The sequence below is a fragment of the Microcella sp. genome (assembly GCF_040286215.1).
Lineage (GTDB): Bacteria > Actinomycetota > Actinomycetes > Actinomycetales > Microbacteriaceae > Microcella.
Genome location: NZ_JAVKCK010000020.1, coordinates 1 through 26,091, shown reverse-complemented (window position 1 = coordinate 26,091; position 26,091 = coordinate 1). Strand labels below are relative to the sequence as shown.

Sequence of the window (26,091 nt, the reverse complement as noted above, 5' to 3'; positions counted from 1 at the left end):
GTCAGCTCTCGCCCTCAGCGCCATCCTCGGCGGGGATTTCCTCGCCGCTGCCGTCTTCCGGCTCATCGGGCGTCGTGCCGTCGAGGGGCAGGACGCCCGGGGCAGGATCGCCGGCGATCATGAAGATCTCGATCGTGATCGTGGTCGATCGCTCGTCGGCATTGCGCCCGTCCGCGAAGGTGAAGCTCGGCACGATGGTGAAACGAGCAGACCCCTGCAACGCGTCGATGTACGCGAGGGCGGGAGACAGCTCGCCCTTCACGGTTGCCACGACCTCGACTCGGAGAAGGGTTCCGGGGGGCACCTGGCCGAACTGGTCGGGCACGACGGTCGGATCTGCCGGCGCCGGCTCATCGACGACGAGGCTCTCCAGCGCGAGCCCCTCGCTCACGAGCTCTCGCAAGAAGGTCTCGACCGCGTCGGCATACTCCGGCAGCTCGGGAAACTCTGCCTGCAACTCGGCGAGTTCTTGCTCGAACTCATCGAGCCGCTCGAAGTCGGCCTCGATCTGAGCGAGCGTCGTGCGGCTGAGCTGGTTCTGCTGCAGCACCGCGGCACGCTCGGTGTCGTAACGAGCCGTCTCAGCGAGCTTCGGAGAGACCCCCAGGAGCCAGCCCAGTGCGACGACGACGATGATCGTGATGACGGTCGCGAAAGTCCAGACGCGCGTGGATGCAGAGTTCACGGGGAGTCCTCCTGGGCGGTAAGGACGGAGCTCGACAGGTTGAGGGTCACGACGGTCAAGTAGCCCTCGTCGCCGTCGACGGCGATCGAGTCGATGCTCGCGTCAGAGAACCCGTCGAGCTGCTCCCACGCCCGCAACCACCGGGACGGGTCGGGCTGCCCTGCCGTGGCCACGGTCATGAGGACGGTCGCTGATCGCGCCGAGCGCAGGGGTCCCTCCTGAGTAAGGGGCGGATCAAAGGGCGCGTTGCCCTCTGCCGTCACGGCTTCCACGATCTCGCCTGAGTCGAGCACGTCGAGGAAGGGCCCCAGCGCGTCTTGCCACAGCACCTCGACACCCGCGAGCGCTTCACGTTGCGAGACCACCGCGTCGAGACGATCCTGAACGCCGAGCACCTCGATGTACTCGAGCTGCTCGGCGAGCAGCTGCTGCGTGATCGCGCGCTCTGCCTCGAGCCGCTGCTGGGCGGCCGCAGCGAACCAGTAGGAGGCCACGATGCCTCCTACAACAATCGCGATCACGAGCACAACGAGCGCGATAAGCCCTCGGCGACGGGAGGTTTCGCGCCGCCGCATCGCGACCTCGGGCGGCATGAGTTGCGCGCGGGGAACTGCTCCATACACGAGCGGGGATGCCGCGGTGCGCGACTGCTGCCGGCTCATGAGCCACCCCCGATAGCGAGACCGATGGCCGTGGACCACGACTGCAGTCGCTCGTCGCTGACCTTGCCGCGCAGCGACCTCGAGAGAGTCACCGCGCCCTGCGGATTGACCGGGATTACGGCGATGCGGGTCGATTCGGCGAGCGCGACGCTGAAGCCGCGCATCTGCATGGTGCCGCCTGCGGCGGAGAGGTGGTCGTAGAGAACTCCGGGGCGGACGCTCGCGAAGTAGGCGAGGGTGTTGCGCACGGCCGTGAGCAGCTCGCTCGTCGACTCGTGGATGATCTCCGCCGCCCGCCGCTGCTCCTCCGTGTGCGCGAGCGGCGAGAGGCCGAGTTCGCGCTTGAGGCCCTCGGCGTGCTCGCGCGAGATACTCAGTCGCGACATGAGCGTTCGAGTCGTATCGTCGCCGCCCGCCGGCACGATGCGGATGAACTGCGGCACGCCGGCCTGCACGATCACGATCGTCATCGCATTGGCACCGATGTTCATGTGAACCGCGTAGCCGTCGGTCGGCGATGACAGAGCGTGCAGACGCGTGGTCGCGAAGGGCAGCAGATCCATGCTCACCGCGGTCAGGCCCGCCATCGTCACCGCTGTGATGTTCGTCGTGACCGCTTGCTTGAAGGCGGCGATGAGAAGGCCGTTGACCGCCGGACCCGACTCGCTCTGCGTCTCGCCGATCGGGTAGTAGTCGAGCACCGCGTCGGCGACGGGTACGGGCAGCAGATCCTGCACCTGGAAGGGGAGCGACTCCTTGATCTGAGCGAGTGGCATGCGAGGCACGGTGAGGTCTCGCACGATCACGCTCTGCCCCCCGATGCCGAGCGCGACGTCCTTGGTGCGGAAGCCTCCCGCCGCCCAGAGCCGCTTGAAGGCGGAGGCCAGCGTGTGCACCTCGATCACATCGCCACGCTTGACCGAGCCCTCCGGCAGGGGTACCTCATGGGCGCGCACGATCGTCGGCTTCGCCTTTGCGGCATCATCGATCTCGACCGCGCGCAGCGACGTGCTGCCGATGTCTACTCCGACTACTGGCCCCGCCATAGTTCGCCTCTCACTCCAGCCCGAACGCGGCGAGATAGCCGCGTGCGATCGGTTCACCGAACAGGATGCCCACCCACGCTCCTGCCAGCATCCACGGCCCGAAGGGTATTCCGGTGGTGCGACGCGCCCGACGAGCGAGGATGAGGATCACTCCGTATATGCCGCCGAGCAGGAACGCGGCGAGGGAGCCCACCGCCAGAGCATCCCACCCGAACCAGCCGAGGAAGAGGCCGAGCACGCCGGCGAGCTTCACGTCGCCCATACCCATGCCGCGCGGCGCCACGAGGGCGAGAACCAGGTAGACGGCGAAGAGGATGCCCGCTCCCGCCGCCGCGCGAGAGACACTCACGAGATCTCCTGTCGCGATCGCTGCCGCCGTCAGTGCAACCGCTCCGACCAGGTACGCGGGCAGCACGATCAGGTTGGGAAGCCGGTGCACGTCGAGATCGATGGCGGCCAGCGCGATCGAGATCGCGGCAAGGTACAGAAGGGCACCGAGCACGATGAGCTGAGCGAGAAGATCGGCGAACAGCAGGTCGGGCACCCACTGCGGGCCGAGCGCCACCGCCACGCCGACGAACGCGACCGCGCAGCCGAGCTCGACGAGCGGGTACCGCGCAGAGATCGGCGCGCCGCAGTCGCGGCACTGTGCCCGCAGGATGAGCCAGGAGAGCACGGGGATGTTGTCGTAGGCCCGCACCGGAGAGGAGCAGACCGGGCATGCGCTCGGCGGGTGCACGACGGAGAGCCCTGCGGGCACACGGTGGATGACCACGTTGAGAAAGGAGCCGACGGCCGCGCCGAGCACCCCGGCGAGCGCCGGCAAGAGCACTGCCATGGCGCCCTAGGAGCCCGCCGTGGAGATATCGCGGTACTCGCGCAACTCACCCAGGCCGCCCGCGGCGCCGCCTCCGCCGCCCGCGCCGCCGCCGCCGGAGGGCTGACCGCCGTCGAAGTTGTAGCCGGGGATGCCGATCGGCACGAAGGTCAGCTCGCTGTTGTTGCTGAAGTTGACCACGCCTCCGTAGTAGTGGCCGCGCCAGGTGAGACGGTTGCTGTTGCTGATCGTGCAGGGCGAGTAGATCAGCACCGCGACGGGCGCCGCGATCGTGTTGGTGTTGTTGACGTCGAACCGGCCGCATCCCGAGGTCGTCGGCCGCGCATCCGGAACCGTATCGGGCGTGATGAAGCGCAGTCGTCGCTCAGAGTTCGGGTTGTCGGAGCTCACCTCGAACTGGCCGATGTTGACGGTCCTCGGAGTGATGAAGGTCAGGTCGGTCTTCAGCACGAGCTCGTACTTGGTGTACCAGATGGTGAAACCACCGGTGCAGCCCCGCACATCCACGACAGTCGGGGTCGTGTACTGGCTGAAGGCGCGCACAGCGGGAGTGTTCGAGCCGTTCCTGTCGATGTTGCAGGGGCCGGTGTAGGTCACGACGTTCCAGCCCTCGTTCGTCCAGTCAGAGGGGCGGAAATCGACGTCCACCCAGTCGGGCACGACGGGCCTCGGCAGGTTGGGCTGGTTGAAGAGGACCGGGTCGGCACCAGAGCTACGGGCGAGCGCGCAGGCGTTTCCCGCGGCATCCCAGCCCGTGGCGCCCGAGGAGCACCGCTGACCCCACGTGTTGATCGTGCCGCCGACGTAAACCCCGCCGCCAATCGACGCGCTCGGGCTGAACGTGGACTGGCCGCTACCGACGGCGATCACGTCTCCACCGATGTCCTGATTGTTGTTGAGCGAGACCGTGCCCGATGCCCACACGTCGCCTTCGGCGCTGCAGGTGTTGCTGAGGTTGATGTTGCCGTTCGCGGCGACGATGTCGCCCTCGATCGTGACGGAGTTGCTGCACTGGATGCTGCCCTCGCGAACCATGACGTTCGCGGAATTTCCATTGAGCTGCACGAGCTCGAGGCTGTTGCTCAAGCCGGGGCTCCCGTAGCTGAACACGGCCGCGCCGCTGGCCGCCGCGGAGGGCGCACCCGGCACCCAGTCGTAGACGACCTCGACAGCCGCGGAATCGAGCGCCGATGCGCTCTCAGCAACACCCTCGTTCAGCGCGAACCCCGTCGATACGATGCGCACATGCGTCGACGATCCCGAGGGGCATCCCGGCGTCCATGCCGCTGTCGCCCCCGCGCGCTGCTCGATCTCGGCCGAGTAGAAGGGTTGTGCGGCGGCAGCACCGGTGATCGTGGGGTCAACGGCGCCGTAGGTCGCGTCGAGATCGCCGTCGGCGGGGCAGGCGCTCGTCTCAAGAGCGGCACGCATGGCCTCAGCACCGGCTTCCGCTGCCGCCTGCGACTGCACGCCCGCCCGCGTGAGGGAGGTGTAGCCGATCGCCTGCACCGTGGCGGTGGAGATGGTGAGCGTGATAATGGACGTCACGGCGATGAGCCCGATGACGGCGATCATCACGTTGCCGCTGTCGTCCTCGCGGAGCCGATGCTGCCTCGGTGCGCGCGTCATGGGAAGCATTGCGGGCTCACATTCGTTGAGGGCGCGCGGCCCGTGATGGTGGTGATGAAGAGGGAGGACGGGCCGCCTCCGGCCTCGAGGGCGTACCGGAGGGTGAGACCGCGAGCGCCCTCGGCCGCGAACACAGGGTACTGCGTTCCCGCACCGTCGGCATCGGGGACGATGCCACCGCTCAACGGCACCCAGCCGGAGCCCACCGAGCCCGGCGTGGGAATCGTGATCGCCGACGGCGACGTGCGGCGGAAGATCGTGTCGAGCCCGGCATCGTAGAACCATGCGACGCACTGCGCGCCGCTGGCGTCGGCCACGCGCGCGACCGCGAACGTCGAGACACCATCGGCGGCCGTCGACACGGAGACGGCAGTCGAGTTGCGCATGCCGGCGTCGATGACGTTGGCGACGAGTTGACCGTCTGTCGTCGACGTGGTGACCGTGCGCACGGTCTCATCCGCGCGCATTGAGCTGATGAGCACTCCGCCCACGACGACGATGACGACCGACATGAGGGATGCGCTGATGAGCAGCTCGACGAGGGTGAAGCCGGCGTCAGACCGGCGGGAGGCGCTCACGGCGAGGTTCCCTGCAAGAACAGAAGGGTGCGCGACTCGGCGATCACGCTGTCGTCGGCGGCATCGCGAGCGACCACGCGCACCAGGCTCGTCGAGCGCTCGACGCACGTCGCGAGGTCGGGCACGGTCGTCACGACCTCGATCGTGACGCCCTGGGCGTCGACCTCGGTCGTGCTGCCGGAGAGGATCTGCAGCGCGGCGCAGGTGTTGGGCGCCTGAGCGAGCGCGCGGTCGGTGACCTGCGCGACGAGCCGCGTGGCCGTAGCAATCGTCGAGTTGGCTTCGGAGGCTCGGAGGCCCGAGATGAGAACAGGAATGAAGGAAATCGCGATGAGGGAGATGAGGAACATGGAGATCACGATCTCGATCAGGCCGAGGCCGCGCTCGTCCTCCGCGCGCGGTGAGCTGCGATCGATTCTCATGAGACCCCCCTCTCCTGAATGATGCACACCCGGCCGTTGCTCCGACCAGTATTCGGAACGGTCCGGGTAGCCGTATGGGTGGGACCCCCACGGGGGCCCCACCCTACGGTGTGGAACGAACGGCTATCGCGCCGTCGCCCTCTGGCTTACGGGCAACCGCCCACGACCGACCGCGGCGCCGCAGTCGTCGAGTCGACGATCCACGTCGTGTCGACGGTGTGCTGCAGGCAGAAGGTGCTGCCCGTGGTCTCCACGGTGACCGCGCCGGTCGGGAACCCGAAGTCGGCGAGGCTCGCGCTGGTGTCAGCCAGCGAGCTGACGTACGCGACCTTGGCGGTCGCGAGGTCGGACTCGTAGCGGGCCTCCTGCGCTGCCGTCTGCTGGCCCAGGAAGACCGGGATGGCGATGGCGGCGAGGATGCCGATGATGATGACCACGACGAGCAGCTCGATGAGGGTGAATCCCTCGTCCTTGCCCTCGGCGAGGCGCTTGCGCTGTGCAACAAGTGCGGTGTTGATGGACATGTGTCCGTTTCCTTTCCTATCAAGCGATGATTGACAGGTGGGCCCCCCACGGAACATGAAACCGGCCCCCCACAAGCAATGGTGGTTCATCGCGGTCCCCCCTGCATATCCCCTCTCCGGGGGTGATCAAGCATCCTGGCGCCCCCAGTGTGGGGGGTCTACTGCACCTGGTTGAAGATGTCGAAGATCGGCAGGTAGAGCGCCACGATCATGCCGCCGAGCACGACGCCGAGGAAGGCGATCATGAGCGGCTCGATGAGCGAGGTGAGCGACTCTGTCGTCGTCTGCACCTCGGCATCGTAGAAGTCGGCGATCTTCTCGAGCATCGTCTCGAGAGCACCCGAGTCTTCACCGACCGCGATCATCTGCGTCACCATGGGCGGGAAGATGGGCTCGCCCGCGAGCGGGCCCGCGATCGAGCGCCCCTGGCGCACCGAGTCTTGCACCGAGTTCACCGCCTGCTCGACCTGCCAATTGCCCGAGGTCGAACCGATGATGGTCAGAGCCTGCAGAATGGGCACTCCCGCGCCGATCATCATGCCGAAGTTGCGGGTGAAGCGCGCGATCGCGATCTTCTTGAAGAGATCGCCGAAGACGGGCATCTTGAGCAGCAGCGGCTCGTAGATCGACCGGAACTTGGGGGTTCGCCGGTTGGCGCGCCACCAGATCGACCCGACGATGCCCAGCACGAGCGCCACGGGCCCGATCCAGACCATATTCTCGGAGATCACGACGAGGATCTGCGTCGGCAGCGGGAGCGTACCGCCCAGATCGCTGAAGAGGTCGTCGAAGACCGGCACGATGAACACGATCATGCCGACGACGGCCAGCACGGCCATGATGAGGACGACGACGGGGTAGGTCAGCGCCGACTTGATGGTCGCCTTGAGCTCGACCTCTTTCTCGAAGTTCTTCGCGACCGACTCGAGCGAGGTCTCGAGAAAACCGCCGACCTCGCCCGCGCGGACGAGGTTGACGAAGATCGGCGGGAACGCTCTCGGGTGCTTCGCGAGACTGTCGGAGAACGTTCCGCCCTCCTCGACCGCCGACCGCACCTCGTCGAGCGTCTCGGCGAGCTTCGGGTTCTCCGACTGCCCCGCGAGAATGGTGAGGGCTTTCAGCAACGGCAGGCCCGCGCTGATCATCGTCGCCATCTGGCGGCTCATGACGGCGAGATCCTTGAGGGTGACCTTCTTGTCGAAAAGGCCGCCCAGAGAGATATCCCGATTGAGTCCGGAACCCGCCGCTACCTGCTGAATCGACACGGGTGCGATGCCCATCGTGCGCAGCCGCGCGACGACCGAGGTCTCGCTGGAGGCATCCACCCGACCCTTGACGGTCTTGCCGCTCGCATCGCGGCCGGTGTAGGCGTAGGTCAGTGCGCTCGCCATCAGAAGCTCCTGGGGGTCGAGGCGGCCATCGCGCTCGCGGCGCCACCGCCCATCGGTGCGGCCTGGCGGTGGACGAGGCGGGAGAAGTTCTCCGGATCCTGCATCTTCGAGTGCGCCGCCTCGTGGGTCACCATATGGCTGTTGACGAGGTCGGCGAGGTGCTGATCCATGGTGTGCATGCCGGCCTCCCGCCCGGCCTGGAGGGCCGAGGTGATCTGGTACGTCTTTCCCTCGCGGATGAGGTTGGCGATCGCACTCGTCGTCATCATGATCTCCGTCGCGATGATGCGGCCCTTGCCGGTCGCGCGCGGCAGCAGCGTCTGGCAGACCACCCCCTGCAACGTCTGAGCGAGTTGTGCGCGCACCTGCCCCTGCTGGTGGGGCGGGAAGACGTCGATGATGCGGTCGATCGTCTGCGCGGCCGACTGAGTGTGCAGGGTTGCGAAGACGAGGTGGCCCGTCTCCGCGGCGGTGAGCGCGGTCGAGACGGTCTCGAGGTCGCGCAGCTCGCCGATGAGGATGACGTCGGGGTCCTGGCGCAGCACGCGCTTCAACGCGTCGGCGAAGGAGTGGGTGTCGGCGCCGACTTCGCGCTGGTTCACGAGAGCGCGCTGGTTGGCATGCACGAACTCGATCGGGTCCTCGATGGTCACGATGTGCTCGGCACGGGACTTGTTGACGAGGTCGATGAGCGCGGCGAGCGTGGTCGACTTGCCCGACCCGGTCGGACCGGTGACGAGCACGAGGCCGCGCGGCAGTGTCGCGAAGCGCCCCACGACCGAGGGGACGCCCAGTTGCTTGAGCGACTTGATCTCGGTCGGGATGAGCCGGAACGCGCCGGCGAGGGCGTCCCGCTCTCGATAGAAGTTGACGCGGAAGCGGTCCTCGCCACGCGGACTCACCGCGAAGTCCAGCTCCCACTGCTCGTCGAAGGCCTCGCGCTGACGGTCGGAGAGGATGCTGCCGAGAACGCTGTTCACCGTCTCCTTGTCCCACGCCTGCGAGTCGGTCACCGCTGCCAGCTCGCCATCGATCCGCACCATCGGGTGCGCGTTCGCTGAGACGTGGAGGTCAGAGCCGCCGCGGGCGATGAGCTCGTCGAGCGCGTGCAGCAGAAGGGGGTGGATGCCCGGCATCGCCGTGCCCAACACGGCGGTGGGTGGCGGCGCGTCGTACGCGGCCTGCGCGGGCGGAGCCGCGGCGATGCGCGTGCTGCGCGGCGCAGGCACGGCAGCCGCGGAATCGCTGGACGGTGCCAGCGGCGTGGCGCCAGGGGGTGGGGCTGCGACGGGCTGCTGCCCGACCGGCGGGGGCGGCGGGAGGTGCGGCGTCCCCGTGGCGACATCGGGGATGGTGTGCACAGACGCCGTCGTCGGCGGCGCGACGGGCGCGCTGAGCGGGGAGGCAGGCGCACCGCTCGCAGCAGCGGTGTGGTCGGCAAGCGGTCCTGCGGACTCGTCCATCACCGACCACACCCTGCGCGGCGCAGCAGCGCCCTGCCCCGAATCCCCGAAGCCCTTGGCCTCCGTCATGCTGTCTCCCCCGTGTCGTTCCGGTAAGCACCGGCGATGTCTGGTGTCGCCGCGCTCGCTCAGGCGACGACGCGCAAGATCTCCTCAATCGAGGTGAGCCCCGCCCGCACCTTGGCCCAGCCGTCCTGACGGAGCGTGAGCATGCCCTGCGAGATCGCGAGCCTCATGATCTCCGCGCTCGACGCGCGAGCGACCGCGAGCCGCTCGATGTCCTCCGTCACCGTCATGACCTCGTGGACCGCCATGCGGCCCCGATAGCCGGTTCCTGAGCAGGCCGGGCAGCCCACAGCGTGGTAGAAACGGGGGCTCGTCTCGTCGTCGCGCCGCCCGAAGCCCAGCTGGTCGAGGTGCGCCAGATCGTACTCCTGCAGCTGCTTGCACCGATCGCACAGCCGCCGCGCGAGGCGCTGGGCGACGACGCAGTCAAGGGCCGAGCCGACCAGGAACGGCTCGATGTCCATCTCGATGAGGCGCGTGATCGCGCTCGGAGCATCGTTGGTGTGCAGGGTCGACAGAACGAGGTGACCGGTGAGCGAGGCCTCGATCGCGATCTGCGCGGTCTCCTGGTCTCGGATCTCGCCAAGGAGCACGACATCCGGGTCCGAGCGCAGGATGCTGCGCAGCGCGCTCGCGAACGTGAGACCCGCCTTCGGGTTCACCTGGACCTGGTTGATGCCCGCCATGCGGTACTCAACCGGATCCTCGACGGTGATGACATTGATCTCGGGACGGGAGACGGCGTGCAGCGTCGTGTAGAGGGTGGTCGACTTTCCGGATCCGGTCGGCCCCGTGACGAGGATCATGCCGTACGGCTTGGTGTACGAGTTGCGGAACGCGGTGAGGTTGCCCTCGAGCATCCCGAGGTCGCCGATATCGCGAGTCGTCGCGTTGTTGTCCAGGATGCGCATGACGACCTTCTCGCCGTACACCGTGGGCAGGGTCGCCACGCGCAGGTCAACGACCTGACCGCCGTGCTGGACCGACATGCGGCCGTCCTGCGGGCGGCGCCGTTCGGCGATGTTGATGTCGCTCATGATCTTGAGGCGGGAGATGACACCGTTCTGGATGTTCTTCGGCGCCTGCTGAACATCGTGCAGCACGCCGTCGATGCGGTATCGCACACGCATCTCGAACTCACCGGGCTCGATGTGGATGTCGGAGGCGAGGTCTTGAATGGCCTGGCCGATGATGAGGTTGACGAAGCGGACGATCGGCGCATCGTCGGGATCCGCCTCGCGCACCGCGACTTGGTCGGAGGGAGCGGGCGAAATCTCCTCTTCGATCGCCGTCGTGAGGTCGCTCAGCTCGCCATCGGCGCGGTGGAAGCGGTTGATCGCCGCCTCGAGGTCGCTCTTCTCAGCGACCACGGGCGCGACCTGCATGCGCGTCAGCGCGCGCACGTCGTCCATCGCGAGCACATCACGCGGGTCCACCATCGCGAGCGTGATCGTCGTCGCGGTCGCGTGGACTGGCAGCACGTGGTGGCGGCGGCACAGCTGGGCCGGCACCATCGCGACCGCGGCGCGGTCGACCGGGTACTCCGAGAGCTCGACGAAGGAGAGCCCGGCAACCTCGGCCCGCGCGGAGGCGACCTGCGCGGCGCTGACGAGACCGCGCTCGACAAACTCCCCGACGAGAACTTCGTCATCGCCGGAGTCGTGCACCTGATCGAGCGATTCGATCGGGACGAGTCCGCGAATGATCAGCACTTCCGTTACAGAAACCACAGCAGAACCTCCCCCCTGGACGCGCCCGGCCACCGGCCGAATGCATGGACTGCTTCTCGGTCACGGTACGACACGCCGTGCGATCGACAATAGTCCCGCGTTCGGGGGTAGTCCACACCCGTCACAGGAATAACATGCGCCCCACGAACGCCGCAGGGCCCGCACCGTATTCGGTGCGGGCCCTGCGGGCGCTTGGACTGCGGGCTAGCTGTACGTGCCCGGCGTCGGCTCGTCGCTCGAGAACGAGTCGAAGTCGACGAACGACAGGTCCGCCTCGGTGAAGCTCGAGTCGTCAGCGAAGATGCGGTTCGGGTAGCGCTCCGACTTCGCCTCCTCCGTCGCCTCGACCGACACGTTGCGGTATGCCGGAAGGCCGGTTCCCGCCGGGATGAGCTTTCCGATGATGACGTTCTCCTTGAGGCCCAGCAGGGGGTCGCGCTTGCCCTGCATGGCGGCCTCGGTGAGCACGCGCGTCGTCTCCTGGAAGGAGGCGGCGGAGAGCCACGACTCGGTAGCCAGCGAGGCCTTGGTGATGCCCATGACCTCCTGGCGCGCCGACGCCGTCTTCTTGGACTCGGAGAGCGCAGCGCGGTTGAGCGCGTTGTACTTGGAGCGGTCCACAAGTTCGCCCGGCAGCAGCTCGGTCTCGCCGTGGTCAACCACGGTGACCTTGCGCAGCATCTGGCGCACGATGACCTCGATGTGCTTGTCGTGGATCGGCACGCCCTGCGAGCGGTACGCGCCCTGCACGCCCTCGACGAGGTGCTGCTGCACGGCGCGAACGCCCTTGACCCGCAGCACCTCCTTCGGGTCGACAGGACCCTCGAAGAACTGCTGGCCCAGCTCGACGTGCTCGCCGTCCTCCACGAGGAGGGAGACGCGCTTCGACACGACGACCGTGACCTCCTCATCACCGTTGTCGGGCGTGAGAGTGATGCGGCGCTGCTTCTCGGTCTCGTCGATCGTGATGCGTCCGGCACTCTCCGCGATGGGGCTCGCGCCCTTCGGAGTGCGCGCCTCGAAGAGCTCCGTCACGCGCGGCAGACCCTGCGTGATGTCGTCGGCTCCCGCCGAGCCACCGGTGTGGAAGGTGCGCATCGTGAGCTGCGTTCCCGGCTCGCCGATCGACTGGGCCGCAATGATGCCGACGGCCTCGCCGAGGTCGACGCGGGTGCCCGTGGCCATCGAGCGGCCGTAGCAGGATGCGCACACCCCGACAGCGGATTCGCAGGTCAGCACCGAACGCACCTTGATCTGCGCGACACCCGCCTCGACGAGTGCAGTGATCTGCACGTCGCCGACATCGGAGCCCGCCTCGAGCACGACCGCGCCCTTCGCGTCCACGGCGTCGGCCGCGAGGGTGCGAGCGAACACGAGGTTCTCGACGTTGTCGTCGCGAACCCAGACGCCGTCCACCTCGTGGGCGATCGGGAAGTCGAGGCCCTTGGACGTGCCGCAGTCCTCCTCGCGGATGATGACATCCTGCGCCACGTCGACGAGTCGACGGGTCAGGTAGCCCGAGTCGGCCGTGCGCAGCGCGGTGTCGGCGAGACCCTTGCGCGCGCCGTGGGTCGCGATGAAGTACTCCGCCACGGAGAGGCCCTCGCGGTACGAGTTGATGATCGGGCGGGCGATGATCTCACCACGCGGGTTCGACACGAGCCCGCGCATCCCGGCGATGTTTCCGACCTGCAGCCAGTTACCGCGGGCTCCGGAGGTGACCATGCGGTTGATGGTGTTGTCGAGCGGGATGTTGGCGCGCATCTCGGTGTTGACCTCCTTGGTCGCCTCCGTCCACAGCGCGACCAGCTCGGCGCGGCGCTCGTCATCGGTCGTCAGACCCTTGTCGAACTGCGCCTGGATCTTCGCGGCGCGAGCCTCGTAGGTCGCCACGATCTCCTTCTTGCGCGGCGGCGTGAGCACGTCGCTCAGCGCGACCGTGACCCCCGAGCGCGTCGCCCAGTAGAAGCCGGCGTCCTTCATCTTGTCGAGCGTCGCCGCCACGACAGTCTTCGGGTAGCGCTCGGCCAGGTTGTTGACAATCTGGCTGATCGTGCCCTTGTCGGCGACATCGGCGATGAACGGATAGTCCTCCGGCATGAGCTCGTTGAACAGCGCCCGACCGAGCGTCGTCTCCTTGAGCACGCGACCGCCGTACTTCTGACCCTCGAGACGGATGCGGATCTTCGCGTTGAGGTGCAACGAGCCCTGGTCCATAGCCATGATCGCCTCGGGGATCGTCGAGAAGGCTCGACCCTCGCCCTCGGCGCCCTCGCGCTCGGTCGTGAGGTGGTGCAGACCGATGATCATGTCCTGCGTCGGCACCGTGACCGGGCGGCCGTCGGACGGCTTGAGGATGTTGTTCGAGGCGAGCATGAGGATGCGCGCCTCGGCCTGGGCCTCGACGGAGAGCGGAAGGTGCACGGCCATCTGGTCACCGTCGAAGTCGGCGTTGAACGCCGCGCACACGAGGGGGTGCAGCTGGATCGCCTTGCCCTCGATGAGCTGCGGCTCAAACGCCTGGATACCGAGTCGGTGCAGCGTGGGCGCGCGGTTGAGAAGCACGGGGCGCTCGCGGATGATCTCCTCGAGCACCTCCCACACCTGCGGCCGAGAGCGCTCGACCATGCGCTTGGCGCTCTTGATGTTCTGAGCGTGGCCCAGGTCGATGAGGCGCTTGATGACGAACGGCTTGAACAGCTCGAGCGCCATGATCTTCGGCAGACCGCACTGGTGCAGCTTGAGCTGCGTGCCGACGACGATGACCGAGCGGCCCGAGTAGTCCACGCGCTTGCCGAGCAGGTTCTGGCGGAACCGGCCCTGCTTGCCCTTGAGCATGTCGCTGAGCGACTTGAGAGCGCGGTTGCCGGTGCCCGTCACGGGACGACCACGACGACCGTTGTCGAACAGCGCGTCGACCGCCTCCTGCAGCATGCGCTTCTCGTTGTTCACGATGATCTCGGGAGCCCCGAGGTCGAGAAGGCGGCGCAGACGGTTGTTGCGGTTGATGACACGGCGGTAGAGGTCGTTGAGGTCGCTCGTCGCGAAGCGACCGCCGTCGAGCTGCACCAACGGGCGCAGCTCCGGCGGGATCACCGGGACGACATCGAGCACCATCGCGGCCGGCGAGTTGCCGGTCTGCAGGAAGGAGTTGACGACCTTCAGACGCTTGATGGCGCGGATCTTCTTCTGGCCCTTGCCGGCGGCGATCTGCTCGTGGAGCTGCTCGCTCTCGGTCGTCAGGTCGAAGGCCTCGAGGCGCTTCTGGATCGCCTCGGCACCCATGTACGCTTCGAAGTACAGGCCGTAGCGGTCCTGAAGCTCCTGGAAGACGGCGTCCTCAGGCTTGAGGTCGCCGACCTTGAGCGTGCGGAAGTCCTCCCACACGCGCTCGAGCTGACCGATCTGCTCGTCGAAGGACTTGCGCAGCTGCGCCATCTCCTTCTCGCCGGCATCCTTGGTCTTGCGCTTCTGGTCGGCCTTCGCTCCCTCGGCCTCGAGCTCGGCGAGCTCGGATTCGAGCTTCTGCATGCGCGAGGCGATGCCGCTGTCGCGCTGATCCTCGAGCGTCTTGATCTCGAGGCGCAGCTCGTTCTCGAGCCCGGGGAGGTCGGCGTGCCTGCCGTCCTCGTCGACCGAGATCACCATGTACGCGGCGAAGTAGATGACCTTCTCGAGGTCCTTCGGCGCCATGTCGAGCAGGTAGCCGAGCCGGCTGGGCACACCCTTGAAGTACCAGATGTGCGTGACCGGGGCGGCGAGCTCGATGTGGCCCATGCGCTCGCGGCGCACCGACGACTTCGTGACCTCGACACCGCAGCGCTCGCACACGATGCCCTTGAAGCGCACCCGCTTGTACTTGCCGCAGGAGCACTCCCAGTCGCGCGAGGGGCCGAAGATCTGCTCGCCGAACAGGCCGTCCTTCTCAGGCTTGAGCGTGCGGGAGTTGATGGTCTCCGGCTTCTTGACCTCGCCGTGCGACCACTTGCGGATGTTCTCGGCCGTCGCCAGGCCGATCTGGAGGTAGTCGAAAGTTGTTGCGTCGAGCACGTTTCTTCTCTTCTCTAAACGTCGTCAGATACTCGTGGGCGCAGCGGCTTAGATCTCGTCGATGGTCGACGACTCGAAGCGGCTGGAGATGTTGATGCCGAGCTCTTCCGCCGCGCGGTAGACCTCGTCATCGGTGTCCTTGAGGCTCACCGCGGTTCCGTCGGCCGAGAGGACCTCGACGTTCAGGCACAGCGACTGCATCTCCTTGATGAGCACCTTGAAGCTCTCGGGAATACCCGGCTCCTGGATGTTCTCGCCCTTGACGATGGACTCGTACACCTTCACGCGGCCAAGGATGTCGTCGGACTTGATGGTGAGGATCTCCTGCAGCGCGTACGCCGCGCCGTAGGCCTCGAGAGCCCAGACCTCCATCTCGCCGAATCGCTGACCGCCGAACTGCGCCTTACCACCGAGCGGCTGCTGGGTGATCATCGAGTACGGGCCCGTCGAGCGAGCGTGGATCTTGTCGTCGATGAGGTGGTGCAGCTTGAGGATGTACATGTACCCGACGGAGATCGGAGCGGGGAACGGCTCGCCGGAGCGGCCGTCGAACAGACGCGCCTTGCCCGAGGAGTCGATCATGCGCACACCGTCGCGGTTCGGCAGCGTCGAGTCGAGCAGACCCGCGATCTCGTCCTCGCGCGCACCGTCGAACACCGGCGTGGCGATCTTCGTGCCGGGGGCGGCTTCGCGCGCGTTCGCGGGGATGCCCTCGGCCCAGTTCGGGCTGCCCTCGATCTTCCAGCCGCGCGAGGCGGCCCAGCCCATGTGGATCTCGAGCACCTGGCCGAAGTTCATCCGGCCAGGGACACCCAGCGGGTTGAGCACGATGTCGACCGGCGTGCCGTCCTCGAGGAAGGGCATGTCCTCGACGGGGAGGATCTTCGAGATGACGCCCTTGTTGCCGTGGCGGCCGGAGAGCTTGTCGCCCTCGGAGATCTTGCGCTTCTGCGCGATGAACACGACGACGCGCTGGTTGACGCCCGAGCCGAGCTCGTCGTCACCCTCCTCGGCGTCGAACACCTTGACGCCGATGACGGTGCCCTGCTCGCCGTGGGGAACCTTCAGCGAGGTGTCGCGCACCTCGCGCGACTTCTCGTTGAAGATCGCGCGCAGCAGTCGCTCCTCGGCGCTCAGCTCGGTCTCGCCCTTCGGCGTCACCTTGCCGACGAGGATGTCGCCCGGCGCCACCTCGGCACCGATGCGGATGATGCCGCGCTCGTCGAGATCGGCGAGCAGCTCCGGGCTGACGTTCGGCAGGTCGCGCGTGATCTCCTCCTTGCCGAGCTTCGTGTCGCGGGCGTCGACCTCGTACTCCTCGATGTGGATCGAGGAGAGGGTGTCGTCCTTCACGAGGTTCTGGCTGAGGATGATGGCGTCCTCGAAGTTGTAGCCCTCCCACGACATGAACGCCACGAGGAGGTTCTTGCCGAGCGCGAGCTCGCCGTTCTCGGTCGCCGGGCCATCGGCGATGACCTCGCCGACCTCGACGCGGTCGCCCGCGCTGACCACGACGCGGTGGTTGTAGTTCGTGCCCTGGTTCGAGCGGTCGAACTTGCGCAGGTAGTACTCCTGCGTTCCGCCCTCGTCGAGCTGCACGGTCACGGCGTCGGCCGAGACCTCGGCCACGACCCCCGCACCCGTCGCGGTGATGACATCGCCGGCGTCGACCGCGGCGTAGCTCTCCATACCGGTGCCGACGAGCGGCGACTCGGAGCGCAGCAGCGGCACAGCCTGACGCTGCATGTTCGCGCCCATGAGGGCCCGGTTCGCGTCGTCGTGCTCGAGGAAGGGGATGAGAGAGGTGGCGACCGACACCATCTGGCGCGGCGAGACATCCATGTAGTCGACGGTGCTCGCCGGAACGAGCTCGACCTCGCCGCCCTTCTTGCGGACGAGCACGCGGTCGTCGGCGAAGGAGCCGTCGCTCGCGAGCGGAGCACCCGCCTGAGCGACGACGAAGTCGTCTTCGTCGCTCGCCGTCAGGTAGTCGATCGTCGAGGTGACCTTGCCCTTGGCCTTGTCGACCCGGCGGTAGGGGGTCTCGATGAAGCCGAAAGCGTTGATGCGGGCGAACGAGGCGAGTGAGCCGATGAGGCCGATGTTCGGGCCTTCCGGCGTCTCGATGGGGCACATGCGGCCGTAGTGGCTCGGGTGCACATCGCGCACCTCGACACCGGCGCGCTCGCGGGAGAGACCACCGGGGCCGAGTGCCGACAGGCGGCGCTTGTGGGTGAGGCCCGCCAGCGGGTTGTTTTGGTCCATGAACTGGCTGAGCTGCGACGTACCGAAGAACTCCTTGATCGCCGCCACCACGGGGCGCACGTTGATGAGCGTCTGCGGTGTGATCGCCTCGATGTCCTGCGTCGTCATGCGCTCGCGCACGACGCGCTCCATTCGGCTCAGACCGGTGCGCACCTGGTTCTGGATGAGCTCGCCGACGGCGCGGATGCGACGGTTGCCGAAGTGATCGATGTCGTCGACGTCGAGGCGCAGCTCGACGGGCTTGCCACCGCGGCTGCCCGGGATCGTCTCGCGACCCTCGTGCAGCGACACCATGTACTTGATGGTCGCGACGATGTCGTCGACGCTCAGCACAGAGTCGGCGAGCGGAGCCTCGACACCCAGCTTGCGGTTGATCTTGTAGCGGCCCACCTTCGCGAGGTCGTAGCGCTTGGGGTTGAAGTAGAAGTTGTCGAGGAGCGCGCGGGCAGCCTCGGCGGCCACCTGCTCGCCCGGGCGCAGCTTGCGGTAGATGTCCTTGAGCGCCTCCTCTTTGGTCAGCACGGCATCCTTCTCGAGCGTCTGCTCGATCGAGTCGAAGCCGGCGAAGTGCTCCCGAATCTCCTCGGTGGTGAGGCCGAGCGCCTTGAGGAAGACCGTGACCGACTGCTTGCGCTTGCGATCGATGCGCACGCCGACCTGATCACGCTTGTCGACCTCGAACTCGAGCCAGGCACCGCGGGAGGGAATCACGCGGGCGGTGTAGACGTCCTTGTCGGTCACCTTGTCGAGCGCGCGCTCGAAGTACACCCCGGGGCTGCGCACGAGCTGCGATACGACGACGCGCTCGGTGCCGTTGATGATGAACGTGCCCTTCTCGGTCATCAGGGGGAAGTCGCCCATGAAGACGGTCTGGGTCTTGATCTCACCGGTCATGTGATTCATGAACTCGGCCTCGACGTAGAGAGGGGCGGCGTAGGTCTTGCCGCGCTCCTTGCACTCGTCGATCGAGTACTTCTGCTCTTCGAGGTACGGGTTCGTGAACGAGAGTTGCATGGTCTCGCCGAGGTCCTCGATGGGAGAGATCTCCTCGAAGATCTCCTCCAGTCCGCTGCGGGCCGGAACGTCGGTACGACCAGCGGCCTCAGCCTCGGCGAGGCGGGCCTTCCAGGCGTCGGAGCCGACGAGCCAGTCGAAGCTCTCGGTCTGCAGTGCCAGCAGATCGGGAACGGTCAGCGTGTCGCTGACCTTGGCGAAGGACAGCCGCGAGGCGGTGCGGCCGTTCCGGGGAGAGTTGTTCGAGCGTGCAGTGCGCGCAGCAGCCAAGGATCTAACCTCCGTGGGCCCCGTGAAGTGGCCCCAAGTCCTGTCGGGCGATGACAGATGATTTTCGGTCGAGTGAACGCGCCACGATTCGTGGGGATCTGCGAAGAGTGAGATCCGCCCCGCCGCTATTCTCGGGGCACTTCAGCCATCCGCCATATGACGGCTGAAAGACACGGTGAGCGCAAACCTCAATACTAGGCGCCCCGTGCACGCTCTGTCCAGTCCTGTTCCTTGACCAGAGGCGGGTGCTGCGCTATAAGCGCCGGAGAATTCCTTGTTTTTGCCGGTCGCGCGCTCGAATCGTGGATGTGCCACGCTTGCGAGCATGACGAGCGCGCGCGGCACGACAGCGGTCGAGACTCGACTGCCGAGCGGTCTGCTGGCGCGCATCGAGCCGGATCGGTGGGCTGCGGGAAGCTATCAGCTGGTCGTGGACGGCACGCCGCAGTCGCATGTCGACCTGGATGACCCGAGTCGCCTCTTCTTCGAGTACGTGCAGCGCATCGGCCACGTGATCGACGAATGGGGCGAGCCTGGCGAGCCGCTCACCGCCGTGCACCTCGGGGCGGGCGCGCTCACGCTGCCCCGGTACATCCACGCCACGCGTCCTGGCTCGCGCCAGCAGGTCATCGAGCTCGACGAGGCACTGGTCGGCTTCGTGCGCGAGCACCTGCCGCTGCCGAGGCAGTCGGGTATCCGACTGCGCTACGGGGATGCTCGGGCGACGCTCGAGCGACTGCCGACGGCTCTGCGCGCCGCCGTCGACATCATCATCGTCGACGTGTACAGCGGTGCGCGCATCCCTGCCCACGTGACGAGCGTCGAGTTCTACGAGGAGCTGCGCACCTTCCTCGCCCCCGGCGGCATCGTGGCGGTCAACATCGCCGACGGACCGGGGCTGGCCTTCGCCCGCGGCCAGGCGGCCACGCTGCAGTTCGTCTTCGCGGAGGTGGCGATCCTCGCCGAGACGGGAGTGCTCAAGAGCCGTCGGTTCGGCAACGTCGTCATGGTGGCGGGCGTCGACTCGCTGCCCCTCGACTGGATGCCCCGTCTCATGGCCCGCGGCCCGCATCCGGCCACGGTCACCAGCGGGACCGATCTGACCGCATGGGTGGCGGGTGCACCGATCACGACCGATGCCACTGCCGTCGCCTCCCCTGCGCCCTCGAGCGGGCTCTTCACCACTCGGCGCTAGCGGCGACAGCGGAAAGAGACGACGACGGCCGGGCCGTCAGGTACGCGGCGGTGGCGTGGGCGCCGTCGTCGGCGGCGTCTGCGCCGGCGCGATGATGGCGGGCCGCAGGCGGTCGATCGCGCGCGCGACCGCGGTCGCCGTCGGCCCGTCGACGGCGGCGTCGTCGAGCACCCCGCGCAGGACGCCGAGGAAGGCGTCCATGTCCCGTTCGGTCAGGCCCAGAGGCTGGTGGGCTTCCCGCATGCTGCGGCCTTCGTACTCTTCGGGGCCGTCGAGGATCACCGCGAGGTACGCGGCGCGGTGCTGCTGGAGGAGGTCGAGATCGAGGTCGGCGAAGGCCGGCCCGAGGCGGGGGTCATCGAGAAGGCGCCGGGAGAGTTCGTCCACGAGCTGCTCGACGGCGGTCGCTCCGCCCAGTCGGTCGAATAGAGACATCGTGACCTCTCCTCAAGTGTCCTGGCGAGCGTACACGCCGGTGCAGACACCGCACATCGTGCGCCCAGCCATGCCCTGCAGTCTGAGGGTTCCGGAGACTGGAGAGGACGCGCATGGGACAACGTTCGACTACCCTCGCGATCGTCGCCGCGGTTGCTCTCCTCATCGCCGGATGCGCGCCCGCCCAACCGGCCTTCCTCCCCGTTCCGTCGGGGCAGCCAGTACCGACTCCGGACGGAGTGCCCGGCGACGTGCGGTCGAGCAGCCTCGACGATCGCGGTCCCCTTCGCCCCGCCGGCACGCCGACCCCGATGATCTCCGGCCTCTCCGCACCGTGGTCGGTCGTGCCGCTGCCCGTCGGGTCGACGCTCGTGAGCGAGCGCGACACCGCCCGTGTACTTGAGCACACCCGGGAGGGCGACGTGCGCGTCGTCGGCACGGTGCCCAACGTCGTGCCGGGCGGCGAGGGCGGGCTGCTCGGCCTTGCCGCGCATGACGCGGGCACGCCGTACCTCTACGCCTACTACACGAGCGGCTCCGACAACCGCATCGTGCGGTTCGAGCTGCTCGGTGCGCCCGGCCGATACGAGCTCGGAGCCAGCGACGAGGTGCTCACGGGCATCCCGCGATCGCGCACCCACAATGGCGGCCGCCTGGCCTTCGGACCCGACGGGATGCTCTATGCGACGACGGGAGACGCGGGTCGGCCCGCGCTCGCGCAAGACCAGAACTCTCTCGCCGGCAAGATTCTGCGCCTCACCCCCGACGGCGCCGTGCCCGACGACAACCCGACACCGGGCTCGTACGTCTACACGCTCGGGCACCGCAACCCCCAGGGCCTGGCCTTCGACGCACGCGGTCAGTTGTGGGCGGCCGAGTTCGGGCAGAACACCTGGGACGAGCTCAACCTCATCGAGCCAGGATCGAACTACGGCTGGCCTGAGGTCGAGGGCGGGGGCGGCGGCGCGGAGTTCGTGGACCCCGTGCAGCAGTGGTCGACGAGCGAGGCGAGCCCCAGCGGGCTAGGCATCGTCGGCGACACCCTCGTGCTCGCGTCGCTGCGCGGGCAGCGGCTGTGGCTCGTCGACCTCGACGACCCGAGCGAGAGCACGGCCGTCTACGCGGGCGAGTTCGGGCGCCTGCGGGATGCTCTGGCCGGGCCCGACGGCACCCTCTGGTTCCTCACCAACAACACCGACGGCCGCGGCTCACCCCGTGCGGGCGACGACCGGCTCTACTCGGTGCCGCTCCTCCCCCGCGAGGACTGACTCCACAGGCTCCGAGCGTCGGGTCATCTTGGCGCCGACCGTCGGGCGCGCCGCCTACCATCGAGGCGTGAGCGAGTTGGAGCGAGTGCGCGTGTGGGCCGAGGCCCTCATTCGCCTGCATCTCGACGAGTCGTGGAGCTTCGCCTTCGACCGTGCGGCCCGGCGGGCGGGGTTGTGCGACTATGCGAAGAAGCGCATCACGGTCTCCCGCCACCTCGCCGAGCGGGCCGAGGACGACGTCGTGCACCAGACGCTGCTGCACGAGGTTGCGCACGCCCTCGCCGGCCCGAAGGCCGGCCACGGCGCGGAGTGGAAGTGCATCGCCGCCGAGCTCGGCTACGTCGGCGGTCGCACGCACAACCAGCCCATTGCCGAAGATCGAGCCCGTTGGCGGGGCCACTGCCCGGCCGGCCACGAGTTTGTGCGCTTCCGGCGCCCCACGCGCGAGCTCGCCTGCGGGCGGTGCGGGCGCGGCTTCGACCGCGCGCACCTCATTCAGTGGCGAGCGATCACTCGCTGACCTGCACCTCTTTCCAGAAGGCGACGTAGTCGCTGAAGTCGGTGCCGACGCGCTCGAACGCCGTCGGATACGGGTTCGGGTAGCTCCACGCGCGGTCCTGCAGCGACTGACCGTCCACGACGACCGAGAAGTACTGGCATTCGCCCTTCCAGGGGCACGTGTACGGAGTCGGCGACTTTTGGAGGAACTCGCTCTTCACGCTCGACGGCGGAAAATACCAGTTGCCCTCGATCTTCACGAGGTCCTCCTGCGCGGCCTCGGCGATCACGGTGCCGTTGATGTGTGCCTTCATGCTGTCCTCCCGAATAGTCGGATATCGCGTCGCGGTGCGTCGCGCTCCCTCGGCGGCAACGCTAGGCGGGTGTGCTGAATTCCCGCAGGATGCGTAGCTCGGTGCTCTCGAGACGCTCCCGCGCGGCCGAGACCGCCCGCGCACCGGCCGAGCTCGCCAGCGCTCGGCCGCCCACCGACGCGCTCAGCATGTGGCCCACGGCGCCGCGCAGCCCCGCGTAGGCGGCGGAGGCGGCGGCCGCCTCGGGGCTCGTCGCGTCGATGCCGACGGCGCCGAGCGCCTCGACCACGGCGCCAGCCAGCAGCAGGTCTTCGACCGCGAGACCCTCGGGCGCCTCCACGGGCGAGCCGGCCGCGACGACGGCGACCATTGTGCGCTCGCCGCGCCCAGCCTGCAGGGCGAGGAGGCGCTGAGCGATGCCACCGACCGAGCCCAGGGTGGCGTCGATGATCTCGAGGCGGGGTGGCAGAGCATCCACAGGGCACGCCTCGCCGACCAGCCCATCGCACCACACGAGAAGGTGCGCGGAGTCGCCGATGCGGCGAGCGCCGTCGAGGCCGACGTCGAGTCGAACCTGGTAGCGCTCCTGGGCCTCGGGCACGGCGTCGAGTGCGGGGATCACAGGTCGATCGTAGCGAGGTGCCGCACACTGGGCTCATGCGCGTACGCCTCGATCTGCTGCTCGACTGCCCTCCCGATGCGGCGTGGGAGGCCGTGCACTCGCCCGCCGTCTTCCGGGCCGTCTCGGGGCCGATCACGACGGCGGAGTCGCTCGAACCCGGCGGCTTCCCGCAGCGCTGGCCGGGAGGCGATCACCGGGTGCGGTTGAGGATGCTCGGGGTGCTGCCGATGGGCACGCAGCTCATCCGACTCTCGGATGAGATGCTGCCCGGTGAGCTTGTCGTCCACGACGAAGGGGGGCCGCTCACCGGCGCGATGCGCATCGTGCGCCGCTGGCACCACCGCATGGCGATCAGCGACGCGGGCGACGGCCGCACGAGGTTTCGGGACACGCTCGACGTGGGAGCGGGGCTGCTGACGCCCCTCGCGTGGCTCGGCTTCTGGGTCTTCTGGCAGGTGCGCGCCCGGCAGCTGCGTCGACTCGCGCCGGGATGGGCCGCGCAGTTCGGAGCGGCAGCATCGCCGGGCGGCGCATCGTGAGCGGAGCATCCGGCCAGGCGCACGATCGCGCGGTCAGCGCGCTCGCCGTCGCGGACTGGCGGCGTCGCACGGCCGCTCTCTACGCGGAAGTGCGGGAGGCGACCGACCTGCCGGCCGCGCACGATCACTGGCGACGCGTGCGCGATGAGCTCTTCGCCCATCACCCCGCCTCCCCCCTCCTGCCGGGTGATCGCGACGCGTTCACGGGACTGCGCGTGAAGCCCTACGACCCCGCGTGGCGGTTCGAGTGCGTGATTCAGGATGCTGAGCCGCTGCGCATCGAGGTCGAGACCGGCACCGACGGAGTCGTGCCGTTCGAGCGGCTCGGGCTCGTCGACGTGCCCGCCGTCGGGTCGCTCGATGTCTGGCGGCTTGCCTCGTACGGGGGCGGGCTCTTCGTGCCGGTGCGCGATGCGCTCTCGCGGGTGCCCGGCGGCACCTACGGTGGCGGGCGGTACCTGCTCGACACCGTCAAAGGGGCCGACCTCGGCGGTGGGCGCGCACCGTCGTCGGTCGTGCTCGACCTCAACTTCGCCTACAACCCGTCGTGCGCCTACGACGAAGCGTGGGCCTGCCCGCTCGCTCCGCCCGGCAACGTCGTCGACGTGGAGATCCCGGTCGGCGAGCGCTACGGCGACGGGCGGCTCGTGCTGTGAGGCGGCGCGACGGTCGACCTGCTACGGTGAAGGCATAGGCGGAACCGTTCACGGTTCTCCTGCGTCGTAGAACGCTTCCTCATCTCGCACCTCGCGCTCTGACTCGCGCGCAGCGAATCGATACTTTCTCACGGCGAACGATGTCGGCCTTCGCCGCCGTCGCCACTTCCGATCCACCGCAGCGCCACCGCGCCCCCGGTCTGTCTCTTGCCAGATCTGACAGCTATGGGCGCTCACGACTCTGACCAACGCCCCTCTCGGTCAGATCTGGCACTGGTCGGGTCCCGCACGAAAGGCACCACCCCATGACTACCACCTTCCGCACGCTCGGCGTGCCCTACCCCCTCGTCGAGGTCCTGGATGCCCAGGGCAAGACCGAGGCGTTCCCCATCCAGGTCGACACCCTGCCTGACACGCTCGCCGGGCGCGACGTGCTCGGCCGCGGCAAGACCGGCTCGGGCAAGACCCTCGCCTTCGCGATCCCCATGGTCGCGCGTCTCGGCACGCGCCTCTCGGGCGGACCGCGCCGCAAGGGCGCTCCCCTGGGCATGGTGCTCGCACCGACGCGCGAGCTCGCCACCCAAATCAACGCCGTGCTCGAGCCGCTCGCGAAGGCGTACGGCCTCACGACGACCACGATCTTCGGCGGCGTCTCGCAGCACCGCCAGGTGCAGGCGCTGAACGCCGGCGTCGACATCATCGTGGCCTGCCCCGGCCGCCTCGAAGACCTCATGAAGCAACGACTCGTGACGCTCGACGCCGTCGAGATCACCGTGCTCGACGAGGCCGACCACATGGCCGACCTCGGATTCCTGCCCGGCGTCACGCGCATCATGAAGGCGACGCCGAGCGACGGCCAGCGCCTGCTCTTCAGCGCGACGCTCGACAACGGCGTGGACAAGCTCGTGAAGCAGTTCCTGCACACCCCGACAACCCACTCGGTCGACGAGGCCAACTCTCCCGTCGCCGCAATGACCCACCACGTCTTCGAGGTTGCGGGCGTGGAGGAGAAGAAGCGTCTGGTGTCGACGCTCGCCTCCGGCTCGGGCCGCCGCATCCTCTTCATGCGCACCAAGCACCAGGCCAAGAAGCTCGCCAAGCAGCTCACCGCCGACGGCATCCCGGCCGTCGACCTGCACGGCAATCTCTCGCAGCCGGCGCGCGACCGCAACCTCGCTGCGTTCGGCGACGGCAGCGTGCGCGTGCTCGTCGCCACCGACGTCGCCGCGCGCGGTGTGCACGTCGACGACATCGAGCTCGTCATCCACGTGGACCCGCCCATGGAGCACAAGGCCTACCTGCACCGCTCCGGCCGCACCGCTCGCGCAGGAGCGGCGGGCGACGTCGTCACCCTCGTGCTGCCCGAGCAGCGCCGCGACACCGCGATGCTGCTCCGCAAAGCCGCCATCCAGGTGCAGCCGCAGCAGGTCACCGCGAGTTCTGAGGCCGTCACGCGCCTGACCGGCGAGGTCGCGGCCCCCGTGGCCTTCGCCGACCTTCCCTCGGTTCTGCGCCCGCCCGTCCAGGGCGGGGGACGTTCGCAGGGCGCCAACGCTCAGCGCAAGCGCGCGGGGCGCGAGGGGGAGAGCGGCGGCGCCGGCCGCGGCGCTCAGCGCGGCGGCTCGCGCCGGGGCGGCTCCAGCCGCGGCGGCTCGGCACGCACGGACAGCGGACGTTCGGCCGACGCCGGCCGCACGCGCGGCGACGTCGCTCCGGCTCGTGCCGCGGCGCCGCGTCACAGCGATGCGCCGGCAGCGCCTCGTGCACGCCAGGGCTCGCGCAGGGCATCCTCAACGGGCGGCTCCAGCGGCGGCATCCGAGTCGGACAGGTCGTGCGCTCCAACACCACGGGCGGTCAGCGCCGCGGGCGCTGACCCGTCGTCGACCTCACCGCGGCGGCGCGCCCCCCCCCGGGGGGGGGGGCCGGGGGC

22 protein-coding genes are annotated in these 26,091 nt (G+C 68.3%); 6 read left to right on the top strand and 16 right to left on the bottom strand.

Translation table 11 applies throughout. From position 1 onward, the window contains the following. Window position 1: 1 nt before the first annotated feature. The 13 genes from RJQ01_RS09600 to rpoB all read right to left on the bottom strand — a co-directional run bounded on the left by RJQ01_RS09600 (window position 2) and on the right by rpoB (window position 18,633). A complete protein-coding gene (locus tag RJQ01_RS09600) occupies window positions 2–685 on the bottom strand; it encodes a hypothetical protein (RefSeq protein WP_350476521.1) in 684 nt (227 codons plus the stop codon). Further along, window positions 682–1,347, bottom strand: a complete 666-nt coding sequence (locus RJQ01_RS09595) for a hypothetical protein (protein WP_350476520.1) — start codon at window positions 1,345–1,347, stop codon at window positions 682–684. The genes RJQ01_RS09600 and RJQ01_RS09595 overlap by 4 nt, the downstream gene beginning before the upstream one ends. After that, a complete protein-coding gene (gene pilM / locus RJQ01_RS09590) occupies window positions 1,344–2,393 on the bottom strand; it encodes a type IV pilus assembly protein PilM (RefSeq protein WP_350476519.1) in 1,050 nt (349 codons plus the stop codon). Before pilM ends, RJQ01_RS09595 begins: the two co-directional genes overlap by 4 nt. Before the next feature lie 10 nt (window positions 2,394–2,403). After that, window positions 2,404–3,231, bottom strand: a complete 828-nt coding sequence (locus RJQ01_RS09585) for a prepilin peptidase (RefSeq protein WP_350476518.1) — start codon at window positions 3,229–3,231, stop codon at window positions 2,404–2,406. A 6-nt stretch (window positions 3,232–3,237) separates the two neighbouring features. Beyond that, window positions 3,238–4,860 (bottom strand): hypothetical protein, encoded by a 1,623-nt coding sequence (locus RJQ01_RS09580; RefSeq protein WP_350476517.1) that lies wholly within the window; start codon window positions 4,858–4,860, stop codon window positions 3,238–3,240. After that, window positions 4,857–5,438 carry a PulJ/GspJ family protein gene (locus RJQ01_RS09575; protein ID WP_350476516.1) on the bottom strand — a complete coding sequence of 194 codons (582 nt, stop codon included), beginning with the start codon at window positions 5,436–5,438 and terminating at the stop codon, window positions 4,857–4,859. The genes RJQ01_RS09580 and RJQ01_RS09575 overlap by 4 nt, the downstream gene beginning before the upstream one ends. Further along, window positions 5,435–5,860 carry a type IV pilus modification PilV family protein gene (locus RJQ01_RS09570; protein ID WP_350476515.1) on the bottom strand — a complete coding sequence of 142 codons (426 nt, stop codon included), beginning with the start codon at window positions 5,858–5,860 and terminating at the stop codon, window positions 5,435–5,437. The genes RJQ01_RS09575 and RJQ01_RS09570 overlap by 4 nt, the downstream gene beginning before the upstream one ends. 146 nt (window positions 5,861–6,006) lie before the next feature. After that, complete coding sequence (locus RJQ01_RS09565; protein ID WP_350476514.1) at window positions 6,007–6,384, bottom strand: prepilin-type N-terminal cleavage/methylation domain-containing protein; 378 nt, start codon at window positions 6,382–6,384, stop codon at window positions 6,007–6,009. A 158-nt stretch (window positions 6,385–6,542) separates the two neighbouring features. Further along, the gene (locus RJQ01_RS09560) at window positions 6,543–7,775 is read right to left on the bottom strand and encodes a type II secretion system F family protein (protein WP_350476513.1); all 1,233 of its coding nucleotides are present in this window, start codon (window positions 7,773–7,775) and stop codon (window positions 6,543–6,545) included. Further along, window positions 7,775–9,307 carry a type IV pilus twitching motility protein PilT gene (locus RJQ01_RS09555; RefSeq protein WP_350476512.1) on the bottom strand — a complete coding sequence of 511 codons (1,533 nt, stop codon included), beginning with the start codon at window positions 9,305–9,307 and terminating at the stop codon, window positions 7,775–7,777. The genes RJQ01_RS09560 and RJQ01_RS09555 overlap by 1 nt, the downstream gene beginning before the upstream one ends. 59 nt (window positions 9,308–9,366) lie before the next feature. Beyond that, entirely contained in the window at window positions 9,367–11,034 is a 1,668-nt protein-coding gene (locus RJQ01_RS09550) for a GspE/PulE family protein (protein WP_350476511.1), read from the bottom strand. Between the two features lie 204 nt (window positions 11,035–11,238). Further along, window positions 11,239–15,084: a DNA-directed RNA polymerase subunit beta' gene (gene rpoC / locus RJQ01_RS09545; RefSeq protein WP_350476510.1), complete on the bottom strand. Its 3,846-nt coding sequence runs from the start codon at window positions 15,082–15,084 to the stop codon at window positions 11,239–11,241. A 48-nt stretch (window positions 15,085–15,132) separates the two neighbouring features. Continuing rightward, window positions 15,133–18,633: a DNA-directed RNA polymerase subunit beta gene (gene rpoB, locus RJQ01_RS09540; protein WP_350476509.1), complete on the bottom strand. Its 3,501-nt coding sequence runs from the start codon at window positions 18,631–18,633 to the stop codon at window positions 15,133–15,135. Window positions 18,634–18,958: 325 nt separating this feature from the next. Between rpoB and RJQ01_RS09535 the strand changes: the two genes are divergently transcribed. Next, window positions 18,959–19,828 (top strand): spermidine synthase, encoded by an 870-nt coding sequence (locus tag RJQ01_RS09535; RefSeq protein ID WP_350476508.1) that lies wholly within the window; start codon window positions 18,959–18,961, stop codon window positions 19,826–19,828. Between the two features lie 36 nt (window positions 19,829–19,864). Here the strand turns inward: RJQ01_RS09535 and RJQ01_RS09530 are convergent, their stop codons facing one another. Continuing rightward, a complete protein-coding gene (locus RJQ01_RS09530) occupies window positions 19,865–20,263 on the bottom strand; it encodes a group I truncated hemoglobin (protein ID WP_350476507.1) in 399 nt (132 codons plus the stop codon). A gap of 113 nt (window positions 20,264–20,376) precedes the next feature. Between RJQ01_RS09530 and RJQ01_RS09525 the strand changes: the two genes are divergently transcribed. Beyond that, a complete protein-coding gene (locus RJQ01_RS09525) occupies window positions 20,377–21,531 on the top strand; it encodes a PQQ-dependent sugar dehydrogenase (protein ID WP_350476506.1) in 1,155 nt (384 codons plus the stop codon). 67 nt (window positions 21,532–21,598) lie between these two features. Beyond that, a complete protein-coding gene (locus tag RJQ01_RS09520; RefSeq protein ID WP_350476505.1) occupies window positions 21,599–22,051 on the top strand; it encodes a SprT-like domain-containing protein in 453 nt (150 codons plus the stop codon). Here the strand turns inward: RJQ01_RS09520 and RJQ01_RS09515 are convergent. Together RJQ01_RS09515 and RJQ01_RS09510 are read right to left on the bottom strand one after the other, a co-directional pair. Next, window positions 22,041–22,343: a DUF427 domain-containing protein gene (locus tag RJQ01_RS09515; protein WP_350476504.1), complete on the bottom strand. Its 303-nt coding sequence runs from the start codon at window positions 22,341–22,343 to the stop codon at window positions 22,041–22,043. The two genes, RJQ01_RS09520 and RJQ01_RS09515, sit on opposite strands and share 11 nt — an antisense overlap. Before the next feature lie 61 nt (window positions 22,344–22,404). Further along, window positions 22,405–22,965, bottom strand: a complete 561-nt coding sequence (locus RJQ01_RS09510; RefSeq protein ID WP_350476503.1) for a hypothetical protein — start codon at window positions 22,963–22,965, stop codon at window positions 22,405–22,407. A 35-nt stretch (window positions 22,966–23,000) separates the two neighbouring features. Here RJQ01_RS09510 and RJQ01_RS09505 point away from each other — a divergent pair, with 35 nt between their 5' ends. From RJQ01_RS09505 to RJQ01_RS09495, 3 genes are all read left to right on the top strand, one after another. Continuing rightward, the gene (locus RJQ01_RS09505; RefSeq protein WP_350476502.1) at window positions 23,001–23,504 is read left to right on the top strand and encodes a hypothetical protein; all 504 of its coding nucleotides are present in this window, start codon (window positions 23,001–23,003) and stop codon (window positions 23,502–23,504) included. After that, window positions 23,456–24,160, top strand: a complete 705-nt coding sequence (locus RJQ01_RS09500) for a DUF1684 domain-containing protein (RefSeq protein ID WP_350476501.1) — start codon at window positions 23,456–23,458, stop codon at window positions 24,158–24,160. Before RJQ01_RS09505 ends, RJQ01_RS09500 begins: the two co-directional genes overlap by 49 nt. Before the next feature lie 305 nt (window positions 24,161–24,465). Continuing rightward, window positions 24,466–26,034: a DEAD/DEAH box helicase gene (locus tag RJQ01_RS09495; RefSeq protein ID WP_350476500.1), complete on the top strand. Its 1,569-nt coding sequence runs from the start codon at window positions 24,466–24,468 to the stop codon at window positions 26,032–26,034. Window positions 26,035–26,091 lie beyond the last annotated feature (57 nt).

Coding starts and splice junctions, on each gene's coding strand:
- RJQ01_RS09595 (WP_350476520.1), bottom strand. CDS start 1,347: ATGAGCCGGCAGCAGTCGCGCACCGCGGCATCCCCGCTCGTGTATGGA.
- pilM (WP_350476519.1), bottom strand. CDS start 2,393: ATGGCGGGGCCAGTAGTCGGAGTAGACATCGGCAGCACGTCGCTGCGC.
- RJQ01_RS09585 (WP_350476518.1), bottom strand. CDS start 3,231: ATGGCAGTGCTCTTGCCGGCGCTCGCCGGGGTGCTCGGCGCGGCCGTC.
- RJQ01_RS09580 (WP_350476517.1), bottom strand. CDS start 4,860: ATGACGCGCGCACCGAGGCAGCATCGGCTCCGCGAGGACGACAGCGGC.
- RJQ01_RS09570 (WP_350476515.1), bottom strand. CDS start 5,860: ATGAGAATCGATCGCAGCTCACCGCGCGCGGAGGACGAGCGCGGCCTC.
- RJQ01_RS09565 (WP_350476514.1), bottom strand. CDS start 6,384: ATGTCCATCAACACCGCACTTGTTGCACAGCGCAAGCGCCTCGCCGAG.
- RJQ01_RS09560 (WP_350476513.1), bottom strand. CDS start 7,775: ATGGCGAGCGCACTGACCTACGCCTACACCGGCCGCGATGCGAGCGGC.
- RJQ01_RS09555 (WP_350476512.1), bottom strand. CDS start 9,307: ATGACGGAGGCCAAGGGCTTCGGGGATTCGGGGCAGGGCGCTGCTGCG.
- RJQ01_RS09535 (WP_350476508.1), top strand. CDS start 18,959: ATGACGAGCGCGCGCGGCACGACAGCGGTCGAGACTCGACTGCCGAGC.
- RJQ01_RS09530 (WP_350476507.1), bottom strand. CDS start 20,263: ATGTCTCTATTCGACCGACTGGGCGGAGCGACCGCCGTCGAGCAGCTC.
- RJQ01_RS09525 (WP_350476506.1), top strand. CDS start 20,377: ATGGGACAACGTTCGACTACCCTCGCGATCGTCGCCGCGGTTGCTCTC.
- RJQ01_RS09515 (WP_350476504.1), bottom strand. CDS start 22,343: ATGAAGGCACACATCAACGGCACCGTGATCGCCGAGGCCGCGCAGGAG.
- RJQ01_RS09505 (WP_350476502.1), top strand. CDS start 23,001: ATGCGCGTACGCCTCGATCTGCTGCTCGACTGCCCTCCCGATGCGGCG.
- RJQ01_RS09500 (WP_350476501.1), top strand. CDS start 23,456: ATGGGCCGCGCAGTTCGGAGCGGCAGCATCGCCGGGCGGCGCATCGTG.
- RJQ01_RS09495 (WP_350476500.1), top strand. CDS start 24,466: ATGACTACCACCTTCCGCACGCTCGGCGTGCCCTACCCCCTCGTCGAG.